At 48.7% G+C, this 18,306-nt stretch carries 14 protein-coding genes; 12 read left to right on the forward strand and 2 right to left on the reverse strand.

Translation table 11 applies throughout. The features are described 5' to 3' along the window. The first annotated feature begins 4 nt into the window (after positions 1-4). The 9 genes from dnaN to DRI82_RS07305 all read left to right on the forward strand — a co-directional run bounded on the left by dnaN (position 5) and on the right by DRI82_RS07305 (position 13,041). Entirely contained in the window at positions 5-1,105 is a 1,101-nt protein-coding gene (gene dnaN / locus DRI82_RS07265; RefSeq protein ID WP_114192843.1) for a DNA polymerase III subunit beta, read from the forward strand. Between the two features lie 19 nt (positions 1,106-1,124). Further along, entirely contained in the window at positions 1,125-2,213 is a 1,089-nt protein-coding gene (gene recF / locus DRI82_RS07270; RefSeq protein ID WP_114192844.1) for a DNA replication/repair protein RecF, read from the forward strand. A 19-nt stretch (positions 2,214-2,232) separates the two neighbouring features. Beyond that, a complete protein-coding gene (gyrB, locus tag DRI82_RS07275) occupies positions 2,233-4,647 on the forward strand; it encodes a DNA topoisomerase (ATP-hydrolyzing) subunit B (RefSeq protein WP_114192845.1) in 2,415 nt (804 codons plus the stop codon). A gap of 158 nt (positions 4,648-4,805) precedes the next feature. Beyond that, a complete protein-coding gene (gene yidA, locus DRI82_RS07280) occupies positions 4,806-5,615 on the forward strand; it encodes a sugar-phosphatase (RefSeq protein WP_114192846.1) in 810 nt (269 codons plus the stop codon). Positions 5,616-5,660: 45 nt separating this feature from the next. Further along, a complete protein-coding gene (locus DRI82_RS07285; protein ID WP_114192847.1) occupies positions 5,661-6,941 on the forward strand; it encodes a YidR family protein in 1,281 nt (426 codons plus the stop codon). Positions 6,942-7,227: 286 nt separating this feature from the next. Further along, the gene (locus tag DRI82_RS07290; RefSeq protein ID WP_114192848.1) at positions 7,228-10,206 is read left to right on the forward strand and encodes an RHS repeat domain-containing protein; all 2,979 of its coding nucleotides are present in this window, start codon (positions 7,228-7,230) and stop codon (positions 10,204-10,206) included. Positions 10,207-10,289: 83 nt separating this feature from the next. Beyond that, the gene (locus DRI82_RS07295; RefSeq protein ID WP_114192849.1) at positions 10,290-11,294 is read left to right on the forward strand and encodes a hypothetical protein; all 1,005 of its coding nucleotides are present in this window, start codon (positions 10,290-10,292) and stop codon (positions 11,292-11,294) included. A gap of 60 nt (positions 11,295-11,354) precedes the next feature. Then, positions 11,355-12,146, forward strand: a complete 792-nt coding sequence (locus DRI82_RS07300) for an RHS repeat-associated core domain-containing protein (RefSeq protein ID WP_114192850.1) — start codon at positions 11,355-11,357, stop codon at positions 12,144-12,146. A gap of 10 nt (positions 12,147-12,156) precedes the next feature. Beyond that, positions 12,157-13,041: an RHS repeat-associated core domain-containing protein gene (locus DRI82_RS07305; protein ID WP_170138685.1), complete on the forward strand. Its 885-nt coding sequence runs from the start codon at positions 12,157-12,159 to the stop codon at positions 13,039-13,041. A 70-nt stretch (positions 13,042-13,111) separates the two neighbouring features. Here DRI82_RS07305 and DRI82_RS07310 read toward each other — a convergent pair whose 3' ends face one another. Next, positions 13,112-13,468: a YceK/YidQ family lipoprotein gene (locus tag DRI82_RS07310; protein WP_114192852.1), complete on the reverse strand. Its 357-nt coding sequence runs from the start codon at positions 13,466-13,468 to the stop codon at positions 13,112-13,114. 404 nt (positions 13,469-13,872) lie between these two features. Here DRI82_RS07310 and ibpA point away from each other — a divergent pair, with 404 nt between their 5' ends. The 3 genes from ibpA (at position 13,873) to DRI82_RS07325 (ending at position 16,886) form a co-directional block, all read left to right on the forward strand. Next, the gene (gene ibpA / locus DRI82_RS07315) at positions 13,873-14,283 is read left to right on the forward strand and encodes a small heat shock chaperone IbpA (protein WP_114192853.1); all 411 of its coding nucleotides are present in this window, start codon (positions 13,873-13,875) and stop codon (positions 14,281-14,283) included. A gap of 128 nt (positions 14,284-14,411) precedes the next feature. Further along, the gene (gene ibpB, locus DRI82_RS07320; protein ID WP_114192854.1) at positions 14,412-14,846 is read left to right on the forward strand and encodes a small heat shock chaperone IbpB; all 435 of its coding nucleotides are present in this window, start codon (positions 14,412-14,414) and stop codon (positions 14,844-14,846) included. Positions 14,847-15,227: 381 nt separating this feature from the next. Beyond that, on the forward strand, positions 15,228-16,886 hold the full coding sequence (locus DRI82_RS07325) for a putative transporter (protein WP_114192855.1): 1,659 nt from the start codon (positions 15,228-15,230) through the stop codon (positions 16,884-16,886). Positions 16,887-16,923: 37 nt separating this feature from the next. Here the strand turns inward: DRI82_RS07325 and DRI82_RS07330 are convergent, their stop codons facing one another. Next, positions 16,924-18,174 (reverse strand): valine--pyruvate transaminase, encoded by a 1,251-nt coding sequence (locus DRI82_RS07330; protein ID WP_114192856.1) that lies wholly within the window; start codon positions 18,172-18,174, stop codon positions 16,924-16,926. Positions 18,175-18,306: the final 132 nt, after the last annotated feature.

Here is an 18,306-nt window from a genome sequence, read left to right on the forward strand (position 1 = left end):
CGCTATGAAATTTATCGTTGAACGTGAGCATCTGCTAAAACCACTGCAACAGGTCAGTAGCCCGCTGGGTGGACGACCCACTTTGCCAATTCTGGGCAACCTGCTTTTGCAGGTTACCGAAGGCTCCCTGCTGCTGACCGGTACCGATCTGGAAATGGAAATGGTCGCGCGCGTTGCGCTGAGCCAACCTCATGGGGTTGGAGCCACCACCGTTCCGGCCCGTAAATTTTTTGATATCTGCCGCGGACTGCCTGAAGGGGCGGAAATTACGGTCGTGCTTGAGGGCGAACGGATGTTGGTGCGCTCTGGCCGCAGCCGCTTCTCGCTTTCGACGCTGCCTGCGGCAGATTTCCCCAACCTGGATGACTGGCAGAGTGATGTTGAGTTTACCCTGCCGCAAGCCACGCTGAAGCGTTTGATTGAAGCGACACAGTTTTCCATGGCTCATCAGGACGTTCGTTACTACCTCAACGGTATGCTGTTTGAGACCGAAGGTGAGGAGTTGCGTACCGTTGCGACCGACGGACACCGTTTGGCGGTTTGTTCTATGCCAATCGGACAGGAATTGCCGTCACATTCGGTGATCGTGCCGCGTAAAGGCGTCATGGAACTGGTGCGCTTGCTCGACGGCGGCGAAACACCACTGCGCGTGCAGATTGGTTCCAATAACATTCGCGCGCATGTGGGGGATTTTATCTTCACATCGAAGCTGGTGGATGGTCGTTTCCCTGATTATCGCCGCGTTTTGCCGAAGAACCCTGATAAAACGCTGCAAGCTGGCTGTGATTTGCTGAAGCAGGCGTTTGCCCGCGCGGCCATTCTCTCCAATGAGAAGTTCCGCGGCGTACGTTTATATGTCAGCCATAACCAGTTGAAGATCACCGCGAATAACCCGGAGCAGGAAGAAGCTGAAGAGATTCTGGACGTCACCTACGACGGTACGGAAATGGAGATCGGTTTCAACGTCAGCTATGTACTGGACGTGCTTAACGCCTTGAAATGCGAAGAAGTGCGCCTGCTGCTGACGGATTCTGTTTCCAGTGTGCAAATCGAAGATGGGGCCAGCCAGGCCGCGGCCTATGTTGTCATGCCGATGCGCCTGTAATTGACGGTAAACTGACGTAATGGCCCTGACGCGCTTACTCATTCGCGATTTCCGTAATATTGAATCGGCTGATTTGGCACTGTCTGAGGGGTTCAACTTTTTGGTTGGACCCAACGGCAGCGGCAAAACCAGCGTACTGGAAGCAATCTATACGCTTGGGCATGGCCGTGCCTTCCGCAGTTTGCAGGCTGGGCGGGTCATCCGTCACGATCGGCCTGAATTTGTGTTGCATGGGCGAATTAATAGTGGGGGCGAACGTGAATTGTCCGTTGGCCTCAGCAAAAGTCGCCAGGGTGACAGCAAGGTGCGCATTGATGGTTCAGATGGTCACAAAGTGGCTGAACTGGCCCAGATGCTCCCGATGCAACTGATCACCCCAGAAGGTTTTACCCTACTTAATGGTGGGCCAAAATATCGGCGCGCCTTCCTTGACTGGGGCTGTTTTCATAACGACCCCGGTTTTTTCATTGCCTGGAGCAACCTGAAGCGGTTACTCAAGCAGCGCAACGCAGCGCTGCGCCAGGTAAGTCGCTATGCGCAACTTCGAGCCTGGGATCAGGAACTGGTTCCTTTGGCAGAGCGTATCAGCGAGTGGCGGGCTGCCTACAGTGAAGCGATTGCAGAAGATATCGCTGCAACGTGCGCGCAGTTCCTGCCGGAGTTTGCCTTGAGCTTTTCATTCCAGCGTGGCTGGGACAAAGAGAGCGACTATGGCGAACTGCTCGAGCGGCAGTTTGAGCGAGACAGGGCGTTAACGTATACCGCAGTAGGGCCGCATAAAGCCGATTTTCGCATCCGCGCCGAAGGGACGCCGGTTGAAGATTTGTTATCACGTGGCCAGTTAAAACTACTGATGTGCGCATTGCGTTTAGCGCAGGGTGAATTTCTAACCCGACAGAACGGGCGGCGTTGCCTTTATCTGATTGACGATTTTGCCTCTGAGCTGGACACCGTTAAACGCCGGTTGCTGGCCGAACGCCTGAAAGCCACCCACGCACAGGTATTTGTCAGTGCAGTCAGCGCTGAACAAGTTCCGGATATGGCGGGTGAAAAGGGCAAGATGTTCCGCGTGGAACAGGGTAAAATAGCCGTTCAACCACAGGACTAAAAATGAGCGAGAAACGTTGATGTCGAATTCTTATGACTCCTCAAGTATCAAGGTATTAAAAGGGCTGGATGCGGTTCGTAAGCGCCCAGGCATGTATATCGGTGATACTGATGACGGCACCGGTCTGCACCACATGGTATTCGAGGTTGTGGACAACGCTATCGACGAAGCACTCGCTGGCCATTGTAAAGATATTCAGGTCACCATCCATGCTGACAACTCTGTGTCGGTTCAGGATGATGGTCGTGGTATTCCTACCGGTATCCACGAAGAGGAAGGAGTATCAGCAGCGCAGGTCATCATGACCGTTCTGCATGCCGGCGGTAAGTTCGACGATAACTCTTATAAAGTATCCGGCGGTCTGCACGGCGTTGGCGTGTCGGTCGTGAATGCGTTATCTGAAAAATTGGAGTTGGTGATCCGCCGTGAAGGCCGGGTCCACGAGCAGACTTATAAGCATGGTGAACCTCAGGCGCCGTTGAAAGTGGTCGGCGAAACAGAACTGACCGGCACCACCGTGCGTTTCTGGCCAAGCTTCAACACCTTTACCAACAACACCGAATTCCAATACGAAATTCTGGCGAAGCGTTTGCGTGAATTGTCATTCCTGAACTCAGGTGTTTCTATCCGCCTGTTTGACAAGCGTGATGACAAACAGGATCACTTCCACTACGAAGGTGGGATTAAAGCGTTTGTCGAATACCTGAGCAAAAACAAGACGCCAATCCACCCGAACGTGTTCTATTTCTCCACCGTCAAAGATGACATCGGTGTGGAAGTGGCACTACAGTGGAACGACGGCTTCCAGGAAAACATCTACTGCTTTACCAACAACATTCCACAGCGCGACGGCGGTACCCATCTGGTCGGTTTCCGTTCTGCGATGACCCGTACGCTCAACGCGTATATGGATAAAGAAGGCTATAGCAAGAAGTCCAAAATCAGCGCAACCGGCGACGATGCGCGTGAGGGGCTGATTGCCGTGGTTTCGGTGAAAGTTCCCGATCCTAAATTCTCTTCCCAGACCAAAGACAAACTGGTTTCTTCCGAAGTGAAGACCGCCGTTGAGTCGCTGATGAACGAGAAACTGGTCGATTATCTGATGGAACACCCGGGTGATGCGAAAATCGTGGTGGGTAAAATCATTGACGCTGCCCGCGCCCGTGAAGCCGCCCGTAAAGCCCGTGAGATGACCCGTCGTAAAGGCGCACTCGATCTGGCTGGCCTGCCAGGTAAACTGGCGGACTGTCAGGAACGCGATCCGGCCCACTCTGAATTGTATCTGGTGGAAGGGGACTCGGCAGGCGGCTCCGCCAAGCAGGGTCGTAACCGTAAAAACCAGGCAATTCTGCCGTTGAAAGGTAAAATCCTCAACGTTGAGAAAGCCCGTTTTGACAAAATGCTCTCCTCGCAGGAAGTTGCCACGCTGATTACCGCGTTGGGTTGCGGTATTGGCCGCGACGAATACAACCCGGATAAATTGCGTTATCACAGCATCATTATCATGACCGATGCCGACGTCGATGGTTCGCACATCCGTACTCTGCTGCTGACTTTCTTCTACCGTCAGATGCCAGAGATCGTTGAGCGTGGTCATGTCTTCATTGCACAGCCTCCGCTGTATAAAGTGAAGAAAGGCAAGCAAGAACAGTATATTAAAGACGACGAAGCGATGGATCAGTACCAGATTTCCATCGCAATGGACGGCGCATCGCTGCACACCAATGCCCACGCGCCAGCCCTGGCGGGTGAAGCGCTGGAAAAACTGGTTGCTGAGCATTATGCCGTACAGAAAATGATCACCCGTATGGAGCGCCGTTTCCCTCGTGCCTTGCTGAATAATCTGATCTATCAGCCGACTCTGGTTGAAGAAGATTTGATTGATAAGAGCAAGGTACAGGCATGGATGGAGCAGTTGGTAGCTACGCTGAATGAAAAAGAGCAGCACGGCAGCAGCTACAGCGCGGTGGTTCGTGAAAACCGTGAACGCCAGATGTATGAACCGATATTGCGTATCCGTACCCACGGTGTCGATACCGATTACGATCTGGACTTTGAGTTTGTCCACGGTGGCGAATACCGTAAACTTTGCTCGCTGGGTGAGAAATTACGCGGTCTGATCGAAGAAGATGCCTTCATTGAACGTGGTGAGCGTCGTCAGCCAATAACCAGTTTCGAGCAGGCACTGGAATGGCTGGTCAAAGAGTCTCGTCGCGGCCTGTCGATTCAGCGTTATAAAGGTCTGGGTGAAATGAACCCGGATCAGCTCTGGGAAACCACCATGGATCCGCAAAGTCGCCGCATGTTGCGTGTGACCGTTAAGGATGCCATTGCGGCTGACCAGTTATTCACCACGCTGATGGGCGATGCGGTTGAACCACGTCGCGCATTTATCGAAGAGAACGCCTTAAAAGCGGCAAATATCGATATCTAATCGGTTACTGTGCTGAAGAAAAATCCGGGTCGGTTAATCCATCCGGATTTTTTTTATCCAATGAAAGTACGTCTCGTTTTTGTACGTCCTTTTACGTTCGCTATAATTATGGGCTGAATCGCGTTAGCATGGGGAAAATCATCAGACACGAGGATGTTATGGCTATTGAACTGATTGCGATCGACATGGACGGCACGTTGCTTAATCCGCAACATGAGATCACCCCGGCAGTGAAAGAGGTAATTCATGCAGCCAGGTCCAAAGGCGTACACATCGTACTCGCGACTGGTCGTCCTTACATCGGTGTAAAGCGCTACCTGATGGAGTTGGATCTGCTACAGGAAGGGGAATATTGCATCACCAATAATGGTGCATTGGTGCAACAGGCCGCGAGTGGTGAATGCGTGGCAGAAGTGACCTTATCCTTTGAAGACTATCTCTATTTTGAAAAACTGTCCCGCACGCTAGGCGTTCACTTCCACGCATTGGATTACAACACGCTTTATACCGCGAATAAAGATATCAGTGAGTATACGGTGCATGAGTCGAGTATGACCGGTATCCCATTGAAATATAGGGCTGTTGAGGAGATGGATCCTACGCTGAGTTTTCCAAAGGTAATGATGATCGACACCCCGGCGTTGCTGGATAAGGCGATAAAACAGATACCAGAAGAGATCAAGCAACGCTATACGATTTTGAAAAGCGCTGAGTATTATCTCGAAATTCTGGATAAGCGCGTAAACAAAGGTGAAGGCGTCAAGGCGTTGGCTGAACGGTTAAATATTCCCCGTGAAAATATCATGACGCTCGGCGATCAGGAGAACGATATAGCCATGCTGGAATATGCCGGTGTAGGCGTAGCAATGGGGAATGCGATAGAGAGTGTGAAAGCGGTGAGCCAATTTGTCACCAAATCAAATATGGAAGACGGTGTTGCTTACGCTATCGAGAAATTTGTTCTATAAGTTTTCTTTATTGCTCAGGGCATTTCCAGGCAGAGAGGAATGACTATGGCGGTCAGGGAAAAACAGCTTACGTTTGATGCGCGTGGACATCAACTCACCAACAGTAATGTCTGGACACCGGACAGTCAGTGGCTGGTCTATGATGTTCGGCCACAGGGAAGTTCTTTTACCGGCCTGACCATTGAGCGGGTGAATATCGATAGTGCTGAAACTGAGGTGATCTACTGTGCCCAACAGGGCGCGCATGTGGGGGTGGTAACGGTTAGCCCGGATGAGCCTGCGCGCTACGTTTTTATCCATGGCCCGGAAAACCCTGACAGTGAGTGGCATTATGATTTTCACCATCGGCGCGGGGTGATTGTCAGCGAACCCGACCGGGAACTGGCGATTACGCTGGATGCGATGGATATCTCACCGCCGTATACCGCAGGTGCATTGCGTGGCGGTACGCATGTCCATATGTTTAGCCCTGACGGCAGCCGTTTGAGTTTTACCTACAATGACCATGTGATGCATGTGCTGGATCCGGCACGGGACCAACGTAATGTAGGGGTTGCTATTCCCCTTCGCAGTGTGACGTCGGGAAAGAAGCATCCTCGTGAATATGATGGTAGTCATTTCTGTGTGTTGGTCACGGTAACGACGTTGCAACCGCAACCGGGAAGTAACCAGATCAGTCGTGCATATGAAGAGTCTTGGGTTGGTTTGCGAGGCTATCAGCGATCGGATGGCCGTCATCAACGCTGGGCGCTGGCTTTCATTGGTGACACGGTGTCGGTTTCTGGTGAAAAAGTGGCAGAGGTTTTCATCGTTGATTTGCCGGAAAACGATCGCGATTATGACCGGGCGGGAAATTATCCGTTGGCAGGCAGCGAATCGAGGCTACCTTCCCCGCCGTTGGGCGTAGAACAGCGGCGATTAACGTTCACTGGCGATCGCCGTTATCCAGGACTGGTTTCACAACCCCGTCACTGGTTGCGTTCATCGCCTGATGGCAGTGCTATCGCGTTTTTGATGAAAGACAACGAGGGAATTGTTCAGCTTTGGACCATTTCACCGCAAGGCGGGGAACCACAGCAAATCACAAAAAGTCACCAGAGCGTACAATCGGCTTTTAGCTGGCACCCTGATGGCAAAAAACTGGCGCTGATTTGTGATAATCGCATCATGCTATGTGATGCCGTAAGTGGAAAAATGACCCCATTGACGCAACGAACGGAAATCCCGCCTTCCGGTGATGCCGTAGTTTTTTCGCCAAACGGTCGGCATATTGCCTATATGCGTCAAGTAGATGGATATTCGCAAATTTTCACGCTGAAATTATAGAACAGAGTAAATTTTTATAGATACTGTGTGCTTTCAAGGTGAAAAGTGATTTTCGCCTTGATTTATAATGTGCAATTCCTGCGTGATGAATAATTAAATTTTGCATTAGTTTATGATAATTCGATGGCTTATATTGCTTTGGCAGTAATAGCATATGAATAACATGGTGCCAGATTATGTTATTTAATGCGCTATTCCTAACGATCATTTTATCTTATCGCCATCAGTGAATAAGAAAAATGTATGTCAGAATAATCATTTCCAGAAAATTAAATAGGCATCTCTCATGGCGCAATACTCTACAGCACTTAATGAAGATAGTTATTTGTCAGGCAAACCAGATAATAGAACGGGTTTGTTCTCAAAAAATATTTCGGTAGGTAAAATTTCAGGTAATTATCATAATGGCCCGCATTTTTCTCTCAAACTTGGCTTTAATCCCCTTGCCTCCAGTTCATCATCGGGTTCATCTTTATTTGGTACAGGATGGGGACTTTCCTTACCCGCCTATATTTGTGATGTTGAAGCACGGCCCAGCCTGAAGGGGCATTTGGCGTTACTGAACGGTGCCTCATATTATACGCAGCCGGAAGACGGAACCTTGGCATTGGAGGGGTATCTGCTGAAAGATATGATTGTCACCTGTTCCCTGGAGCCTTCACTGTCGTTTACCGTGCTGCATAAATCGGGTGCGCGGGAGGTTTACCTGACTGTGGACAACGATCGCAGTGGAAATACGTTTCTGAGTCAGATAGTCGATGCTTCAGGCCGGTCACTCTATTTTAATTATCAGATGGGGGATGAGGTCCGTCTCAACACAATTACTGATGACACTGGCACTGAATTACTGCAAGTTATTTATAATAACGCAATGCCGGAAATTACGTTATATCCAAATACCGTTGAAGCATTGTCATTTACGCTCATGATTGAAAAAGGTAATCTGACCAAAATTTATGGACCTGAAGGTTATGAAGCTGACTTACAATACATTGACTTTAATAATCAGCGATTAATTTCACAGGTAGATGATAATCAGGGTGTACATGAGACAGCCTATTATACTAATGAAATGACCATTCCTGGCGGGTTAAATCATCAGGCAACCATAGAATATTATACAAAAGTTGGCGATCCCAATAATCCAGACAGTAACTACGTTGCGACCTATGGCTTTAATCAGGGAGATAGCAATTACCTTGGTTTTCCTGCTGTGGTGACGACGGAGGAATCCATTGATAGTCTGCTGCATGTTAAAGAACCGTTCTCCTATACCACGTCTTTTACTGAGAATATTGGTGGTCTAAGTCAGGATGTCAAAACCACGACGTGTACCTACAATAAATTCCATTCGTTGGTCGAAAAGAAAATCACTTACGGTGAAAGTGGGCATATTTTAACTGAAACCTATGCGTATCCGGTTGACAATAATACTGACATTAGCGGACAAAAACCGACCTATAAGCTTCAGACCGGGGTGACTAAAACCTGGTTATATGGAGAAGAATCACGATCAGAAACCACGCTGGCCCAGTGGGATGATTTTGGCAATCCAACGAGCATCACCAAAAAATCAGGTATTTTAACGTCAATCGAATATTATCCGGCTGAAGGTGAGACGGGATGTCCTGCCGATATCAATGGATTCATTTCACGTCGCAAAGTGAAAACCGTCACTCCAGCTGCCGTCGCCGATGCTACGCTGCCAGTAGCGCCTATTCGTCAAACATTCTACACCTATAATTCATTACCTTTGTATTCTACGGTAGAAACAGTGGGCAGTTTTATTCTGAGAACGCAGAAGTCAGAGCAAGAGTTGCTTTCTTCTGGTGAGAGTCTGGTTCATCACGTTCAGAATTACACCTATATTAATTCTGCCGCTGACCTGCTATCCCATGGGAAAATTCAGACAGCCGAACGGATAATTTATCATGCTGAAAATGATCAGAGCAAACCCTACAGTACATTGCTGACCTTAAACTATGAGTTATTACCGACGAAAGATGGCGCTCCTTTGCAAAAACGCCTCACCCTGTTAACCACGGGTTATGATGCGAGCAATAAAACCAGCAGAGTGGATCGATCGTATTTGACGGGACGCATTTATGCCACTGCAGAAATAAACACACAGGGTGTTGATCCCACAATAACCACTGATTTTACTTACGATGGTCTGGGACGTATTAGCAGCAAAATAAGCTGTCAGGGAACGGCATTCGCCGCAGGGCAATCTTTCACCTATCAAAATGGCGATATCGATGCGTTATCCGAAAATTATTCTTACCCATGCAAGACGACGATTAATGCCAATGGTGTTGGCTCTCGCACATATACTGATGGAGAGCGACATACCTTATATCAGGAGCAACAGGATTCTGACGGCGTCGTCAGTAGTGATACGGGGAAATATTATAGAACCAGTGAAACGGTATATAATGCCCTTGGTCAGCGTATATCACAAAGCAGCTACGATTTTTATGCTGGGTGGACGCCAATTGCAACGACAACAACTTACGATTATGACTATTGGGGAAATCAAAGCGCAATAACCTATCCAGATGGTCATCAGGAAATCAGCACAAATAATCCCCTGACATTAACGACGGAACATGCCGTTATCGTTTCAGGGAAACAAGAACAGTGGCAGATATCGCAAAACGATGTCTTCGGCAATACGTTAAGTACCACCAGTTTCCACGTGGATGGAACTGTCTACGCAACGCAATCCTCAGATTATGATGGTTTAGGCCGCCGCGTTAAAAAGACGGACGCACTTCTAAATGTTTCTCTAACTGAATATGACTTTTTTGATCGCCCCATTGCCAGCACCCGTCCTGACGGCTCGGTATTACTGATTGATTATGCGCCTCATACCACCAAGTCATTGATCACCGGGATCAACATGGCCGAGAGCCAGGATGATAATGCCGATCGTTATACGTTTGGCACCCGAACGTATGATGGATTGAATCGCATTACGCAGAACCTTATCGGGGAACGTATTTCCACTTACGATTATCCCGTGGGTAGTTTCTCGCCAAAACCTGAAACAGTGACTGCCCCAAACGGGAATGTTTTTTTCTACACCTATCAGCCGGAACTCAATTATGGCATTACGGGTGTGCTTTCAAGTGCGGTCACCGATCCAACCCTGGCTTATGAATATGATTCTTTAACGGCGCAGTTAAGCGGGCAAGCAGTGATATATCCAGCGTTGGTGACCATAACGTATGGACTTATGACTATTTCCTTTCAGGAAACGTAAAAGAGCAAACACTCAATTACACCTTGAGTTCAGGGGAGACGGCAACACGAACTGACAGCTATTGCTATTCGCTGGGCGGGTTGATGGCTACCCATATCGATGTACAAGGACAGACGCACTCGTTGAACTATAACAATCTAGGACAAAATACGGGTTATCAATTACTGGAGAGTCAGGTGTCGGCAAATTATTACTTTGATGGTGCCGGTCGTTTGGTGAAAAGCCTGACTCAGGCGCCTGATGGTAATACTCAGATAACGGAGATGACCTTTGATGAATTTGGACGGGAAGAGACCCGAACACTTACGGTAAAAAATTTAGCAGGTCAAACACTGGGTATTCAGCAACAGGTCTTGGCATACACAGTTGATAACAATATATCCAGCCGAACCTGGTACCGGGATGAGCAGTTATTACGTACAGAAACCTATACCTATACACCGTTGAATCAAATGGACACTTACCGTTGTGAAGGTGATGCCTTCCCCGATGCGCCCAATGATTATCGGCTTGCTCAACAGTCTTATACCTTCACCTTTCTCGGCAATATAAACGCTGTGATCTCAGATGTGATTGCAGTTGATGGGAGTTCTATACGCAATACTGCCACGTATACTTATTCGGATAAAGATCGTGAACAACTGAAAAGTATTACTAATGATAAAATCATCGATTGGGACACAACGTTGGTTTATGACCTGAACGGTAATGTAATACAAGATGAAGAGGGGAATACCCTGACATACAACGGTTTTAATCAATTGGTAACGATAAGTGAACCAACGGAAACATTAGTGGGGAACTATTGGTATGACGCTAATGGAATATTACTGGCAGAAAAAAAGGCAATTGATGATGCCGCAACCCTTATGTTTTACCAGTTTGGTCAATTGGTGAATGAAATGAAAGGAGATCAGGTTTCAACTTATCTTGAAACTCTCTCGCGAGTATTGTTGGACACATCATCTGATGATGTGTCTGTACAACTGCTAGGCAGCGATCAACAAGGATCTATTGTACAGATGAACCAAGGTGATGAGATTGCTTACCGGATCTATGACCCTTACGGTTATAGCAAAGAGGATTAATTACACGCCGAAAATAGACAATAGAAAAATGAAATCTTCATAATGCAGGTTAATTGATCCATGAGAAATAATTTGAATAAACTTCCATTAGGTTATATCGGTCAGAGGAAATCATCGCTTGCCGAAGGTTATTTATTAGGTAATGGCTATCGCAGTTTTAATCCAATAATCAGACGTTTTTATTCATGGGATAGTCTGAGTCCGTTTGATATAGGGGGTGTATTGGGTTATGCCTATTGCCAGGGTAATCCAGTAAATATGTCAGATAAGTCAGGGAAAGGTCCGATCGTTGATCTGCTGATGTTCACGGTCTTCGCCGAGACGGCAGAAATTGGATCTGGCGTAGAAGCGATAGCGGCCGGAGAGACTGCCGTTATGATAGAACGTCGTCTACCCGACATTATCACACCAATAAAAGACGGATTCAGAATTGAAACGCAGGCGGGTGAAATTCATGATGTTTCCAGTGTCTGGCTTCGGGATCAAGGTAAATCCTTTATCAAGCAATATATGGATGTTGCCTTGGGAATTTCTGGCGAGTGGGATTCCGAACGGGGTCTATTCCGGGGGGCGAGTCGCAACGCACGACGAAAAGCCAATAAGATGGGGGGTACTGCTGTTTTGTCTGATTACAGTATTAAACCGAAATTTATGTTTAATGGCAATATTCATTCCTTTCGAATTGTGAAAACCAAAGGTGCGCGTTTGCATAAAAATAAAATTTTAAGCAGAAAAACGCGCTCATATTTGATCAGCGACTTTGAACATCGACTCTTGGGAGTTATACCCCCACCTTCTTATGAGGCGGTTTCAAATTTGCCTACCTACTTGGAAGCAGTCAAGTTTCTATAGGAGATTTTCTATGGCAATGTTAATTGATTCGATGTCATTAGGTTATATAGGACAACGGCGGCTGTCTTTTACCAGAAATTATTCCCTTGGTAATGGATACCGTTTTTATAGTCCCACCATCAAACACTTTTTTTCCTGGGACAGGGTAAGTCCGTTCGGAGTCGGCGGCATTAATGGTTATGGTTATTGTCAGTATAACCCGGCAAATCAGTCTGACCGATCGGGTAAAGGACCTATTCTCGACTTGATGACGTTGGTCGGGGAGGCGTTCATCGGTAATCTGGTCAGTCTGGGAACCGATATTGAGGTGGACGTGACCGCTGAAAGTATCGTTCAGGCACAACTGTTAGGGACGGATGATGCTTTTCTTACGGCAGTTATGGCAAACCCGTCATTACGTATAATTTCAGCGGGATCGGGTACGGGTTTTCGCGTAGCGATTGTAGGTGAGGACATACTTCTCGACACCAATGAAATAATGAGGGTACAGGGAGGCGAGATATTTGCCCGCCTGTGGGACGTCGATCTCGATCAGATAGTCAGTATCAATACTCGAAGCTCACGTTTAACGGACAGGAACCGTGGTCGTTTTTCCTGTGGTGTGACCGATACCCATGAAGGCGAAGTCCTTGATCTATTCAGAACAGCACCGGGCAGACGGGAAGTATCTCTAACGGAGAGGCATCTAACAGAAGTGGAAAACTCGTTTATGGTGGATTTGGAAACCGGGCGTATCCAGAACTATGCAGCAGATGACCGGTATAGGCATATGTCAGCAACGGATGACCCGCCGCCTTATCCCGGCCCTCCGCCCTCTTATGCGGAGAGTCTTGGTTTACCACCGACCTATGAAGAGAGTCAGGCGGCAGAATTGCTTCGCCGAAGATGCAGGTAGCTGTATCTATGTACCGGAGCCTGCATTAAAAACAGGCTCCGGTTCTTAATAAAAAGTCATTTCAGCCTATTCAAGGTGCCGTACTGGTACTTACCGATGGTGGTGTAGTCGCACCGCCAGCCAGCGTGCGCTCCTCACTGCGTTTAATCCTTTCACGCGGTGAATTAACGGTTTTGTCTTTATCTGAGCGATAGTAGTCGTAAGGGAGCAGCACAGTATCCATTACCGCTGTAAACGGAAGATCGAGCACCAACAGCGGTGTCATTACCCATCCCGTGTCCTCGCTTTTCATCATTTCCACGTTGGCGCGTGTACCGGAATAATATCCCTGGTTGCCACCTGAATGGCTCATTATGCTAGAACACCCGGTTGTCGCGATAAGGGCACATCCGGTTGCTATCAGCAATAATGTGTTTTTTATCATCATCTATCCCATCCCACACGAGGTACTTGAAGCTGTAGCGTTGTTACTCGGTTTATCCATGAGCCTCGCCCCTATGGGGCCGCTGCAAGCAGCGTTCAAATCTGCTCCCGGTAGATTTGTCACTTTTATGAAGAATAATCTTATTAAAAACACGCTATAGCGGTAGAGAATTCCCACTCTGTGCAGCAAACTCATTCAGTGTAAGTGATTTGACAGCATTTACCGGTTAAATTTCCATGCAGGAAAATTTTTTTCATGCGGACAGTTGAAAAAAACGTTGGCGTCACCATTTTTATAACACGGCCACAGAGAACAGAATATGCCGAAAGGGTATTCGGGCCAAATTGCCTGTCCATTATTGGAAGGTGACTATTTTAAACCTCGCTGCATGTTAGGAGGCAGTTTTTATGCGTAATTTTGATCTTTCCCCGCTGTATCGTTCGGCCATCGGTTTTGACCGACTGTTTAATTTAATTGAATCAGGGCAAAACCAGAGCGGTGGCTATCCTCCGTACAATGTCGAGTTAGTTGACGAGAACCATTACCGTATTGCGATAGCCGTTGCAGGCTTTGCTGAGTCAGAGCTGGATATCACCACCCATGACAATTTGCTGATTGTGAAAGGGGCCCATACAGCAGAAGCGCAGCCACGCAGCTATTTATACCAGGGCATCGCAGAACGTAATTTTGAAAGAAAATTCCAATTGGCTGAACACATTAAGGTCAAGGGCGCGAAATTAGAAAACGGCCTCCTGTTTATTGATCTGGAACGTATTGTTCCGGAGACGTTGAAGCCGCGTCGAATTGAAATTAAATAATCAACAATGAAGCTATTTTTATTGAATTAGTTGCATTCGAAATAATTTGAATTGCCCGCCGTAAGGGGGCAGCCCTGATACATCCCGTTATCAGGTGGTTTATTCTCGCTTCCAAGAAGGAGTTATATATGCGTAACTATGATATTTCCCCATTACTTCGTCAGTGGATCGGTTTTGATAAACTTGCCAGTACCATGCAAGGCGGTCCGGACGCACAGGGATTCCCTCCCTACAATATTGAGAAAAGTGACGATAACCACTATCGCATCTCGCTGGCTTTGGCTGGTTTCAAGCAAAGTGAACTGGATATTGAAGTTGAAGGTCCACGCTTGACCGTCAAAGGTAAACCTACGCCCAGCGATCGTCAGGTGGAGTATCTGCACCAGGGGCTGATCTGCAAAGAGTTCTCCCTGACGTTCACGCTGGCGGAACATATGCATGTTGCCGAAGCGCAGTTTATCAATGGCCTGCTGCATATCGATCTGGTTCGCGATGTACCGGAAGCACTGCAGCCACAGCGTATCGCTATCGGGACCGAACGTCCGGCGATCGAAAGCCAGTAATCGACAGTTGCGGCAGATAGCAATGCCTGCCGCACCCTTGATCAGGCAAATGTAGCCAGAGATAAGCCGGGGGGAATACTCTTCTTCCCGGCTTTCTTGTTTGTGTCGTTTAGTTGCCACGTCTGATGAATAATATCCAAAAATAGAGGATCCCAATGAGTTCAGAGAGTTATGCTGAACCGTTCCTGCTTTTCGCTGATAAATAATCATAAGGGCGAAGGGCGTTGTTTCTCCCCGGTTTTTTTAACTACTCCAATCTGTGGCACACCCCACAATTACTCTTTTCATCATCTGAGAGAATCATTGCAAAATGTAAGTGATCCCCCGTGACTGTAGCCAGAATCGGGGTTCTGCAGGCAAATGTTGGCAAGGATGTGGATGATGAGTGATATCGCCCTGACGGTCAGTATGTTGGCACTGGTCGCCGTATTGGGTCTATGGATTGGAAACTGGCGTATTTACGGTGTAGGACTGGGAATTGGAGGGGTACTGTTCGGCGGCATCATTGTTGGCCATTTTGCCCAAAGCTATCAACTCGTGCTGAATGGAGACATGCTCCATTTCATCCAGGAGTTTGGCCTGATCCTGTTTGTTTATACCATCGGGATTCAGGTGGGCCCAGGCTTCTTCTCTTCATTGCGGGTGTCGGGTTTACGACTCAATGGTTTTGCCATTCTCATGGTACTCGTTGGCGGTCTGGTGACGGCCATCATCCACAAACTGTTCGGGGTATCGCTGCCGATCATTCTGGGCATTTTCTCAGGGGCGGTAACAAACACACCATCTCTGGGTGCCGCACAACAGATCCTGACGGATTTGGGCTCGGATCCGCTATTGGTCAATCAGATGGGGATGGGATATGCCATGGCCTATCCGTTCGGGATCTGCGGCATTTTGCTGGTCATGTGGATGATCCGCATGCTGTTTAAAGTCAAGATTGATGAGGAGGCCAAAGCCTTTGATGCCAGCAATGGCCATAACGCAGAACTGCTGCATACCATCAACGTCAAAGTGTGTAATCCCAACCTGAACGGCCTGAAGATTCAGGACATCCCAATGCTGAACAGTGATGAGGTGGTCTGTTCGCGCCTCAAACGTGGCGATCAGTTACAGGTTCCAGCCCCGACTACGGTTATCGAATTGGGAGACCTGCTGCATCTGGTGGGGCAACGGGCTGACCTGCTGCGGGCCCAATTGGTGATTGGCGAAGAAGTGGATGTTTCACTCTCTACGCGCGGTACCGAAATTCAGGTTGCGCGAGTTGTGGTCACCAACGAACAGGTTCTGGGGAAGAAGATCCGTGATCTTAACCTTAAGCAAACCTATGACGTGGTGATTTCCCGTTTGAACCGTGCGGGTATCGAGTTGATTCCTGGAAGCAATGCAAGCCTGCAATTCGGCGATATTCTGAATCTGGTTGGACGTAAGCAGTCGATTGATGCGGTGGCCGCGATTGTGGGCAACGCCCAGCAAAAACTCCAGCAGGTGCAGATGCTGCCGGTGTTCATTGGTATTGGCCTCGGGGTTTTACTGGGCTCTATCCCACTGTTTATTCCGGGCTTCCCTGCCGCATTGCGCTTGGGGCTGGCCGGTGGGCCGCTGGTGGTGGCGCTGATCCTCGGACGTATCGGCAGCATCGGGAAACTTTATTGGTTTATGCCGCCCAGTGCCAACCTGGCCCTGCGTGAATTGGGTATCGTGCTGTTTTTATCGGTAGTTGGACTGAAATCCGGCGGTGATTTCATCAATACGCTGATCCACGGTGATGGCATGACCTGGATCGGCTACGGTGCAGTTATCACGGCGGTTCCGTTGTTGACCGTTGGGATTCTGGCGCGGATGATGACGAAAATGAACTACCTGACGCTGTGCGGGATACTGGCTGGGTCGATGACGGATCCACCGGCGCTGGCGTTTGCGAACGGACTGCACCCGACCAATGGCGCTGCGGCACTGTCGTATGCCACGGTCTATCCATTGGCAATGTTCCTGCGCATTATGTCCCCGCAACTACTCGCGGTTCTGTTCTGGACGATGTGATCCTGAACGCCAGCGGCCTATAACCGCTGGCGTTCTCTTATTTCTCCGCGTGTGCCCGCTCAACTTCTTCTGCAAGAATCATCACGCCACGTTCTATCTGCTCGGGATCGGGTACGTAATTCATTCGCATGCACTGATGCGTATGCGGCCAGTCGTGCTCCAGCCCAGGAAAGAAATAGTGGCCAGGCACCATCAACACGCCGCGCTGCTTCAGGCGCTGGTAGAGCGTTTCTGTTGTAATCGGCAGATCTTTAAACCATAGCCACAAGAATATGGCACCTTCAGGTTTATGGATCAGGCAGCGCTCGACCGGCAGATGACGGCGCAGTATCGAGATGGTTTGCTGTACGCGCTGAAAGTAGAAGGGTTTGATCACCTCTTCCGAGAGACGTAACAAATCACCACGGACAATCATTTCGGTAGCAATCGCGGGGCCAACGCCACCGGGAGCCAGACTGATAATACCGTTCATATTACTGATGGCCGAGATGACTTTTTCGTCAGCAATCACAATGCCGCACCGCGCCCCCGGCAAGCCGAGTTTTGACAGGCTCATGCACAGGATGATATTCGGGTTCCACAGAGGCTTGGCGTCAGTGAAAATAATTCCGGGGAAAGGAACGCCGTAGGCATTATCGATCAACAGTGGGATATTGCGCTGCTGCGCCAGCGAATCCAGGCGGATCAACTCTTCGTCAGTCAGCACGTTACCCGTTGGGTTAGTGGGACGCGACACACAGATCATGCCAATATCGTCACCGAGGGTGAGATGCTCGAAATCAACGTGATATTTGAATTGCCCTTCGGGGAGTAGCTCAATGTTCGGTTTAGCCGAAACAAACAGATCCTCATCCAATCCGGCGTCGGCATACCCGAGGTATTCAGGGGCCAGCGGGAAAAGAACCCGGCGCAGCGAACCGTCTTTCTGGCGGCCAGTAAACAGATTGAACAAGTAGAAAAACGCGCTCTGGCTGCCATTGGTCAGTGCAATATTCTGTGGTTCGATCTGCCATCCCAGCTCTTCACGCAGCATGGTGGCCAGTGCTTTGAGCAATACGTCTTTACCCTGCGGGCCATCATAGTTGCACAGTGCCTCGGTCAGTTTTCCCTGCTCAAGCATCTCCTGAAACAACTGTTGAAAGTAGACCTGCATCTCTGGAATTTTCGCTGGATTGCCACCGCCCAGCATGACTGCGCCAGGGGTTCGCAGGCCATCGTTCATGTCACCCATCAACCGGGTAATGCCCGAAAAACGGGTGAATTTGTCGCCGAAAATAGAAAACGTCATAAAGGACTAATCAGTTGTTATCAATGTGTGGAATACCACCATAGCGCCACTGATTGACGGGTGCAATCAAGTTTCCAGAGCTCAGGCTACCCGCATATATCGACAGCCTGAGATAAGGCAGGATAAACCACG

Origin of the sequence: Edaphovirga cremea, assembly GCF_003332275.1 — a bacterium.
GTDB lineage: Bacteria > Pseudomonadota > Gammaproteobacteria > Enterobacterales > Enterobacteriaceae > Edaphovirga > Edaphovirga cremea.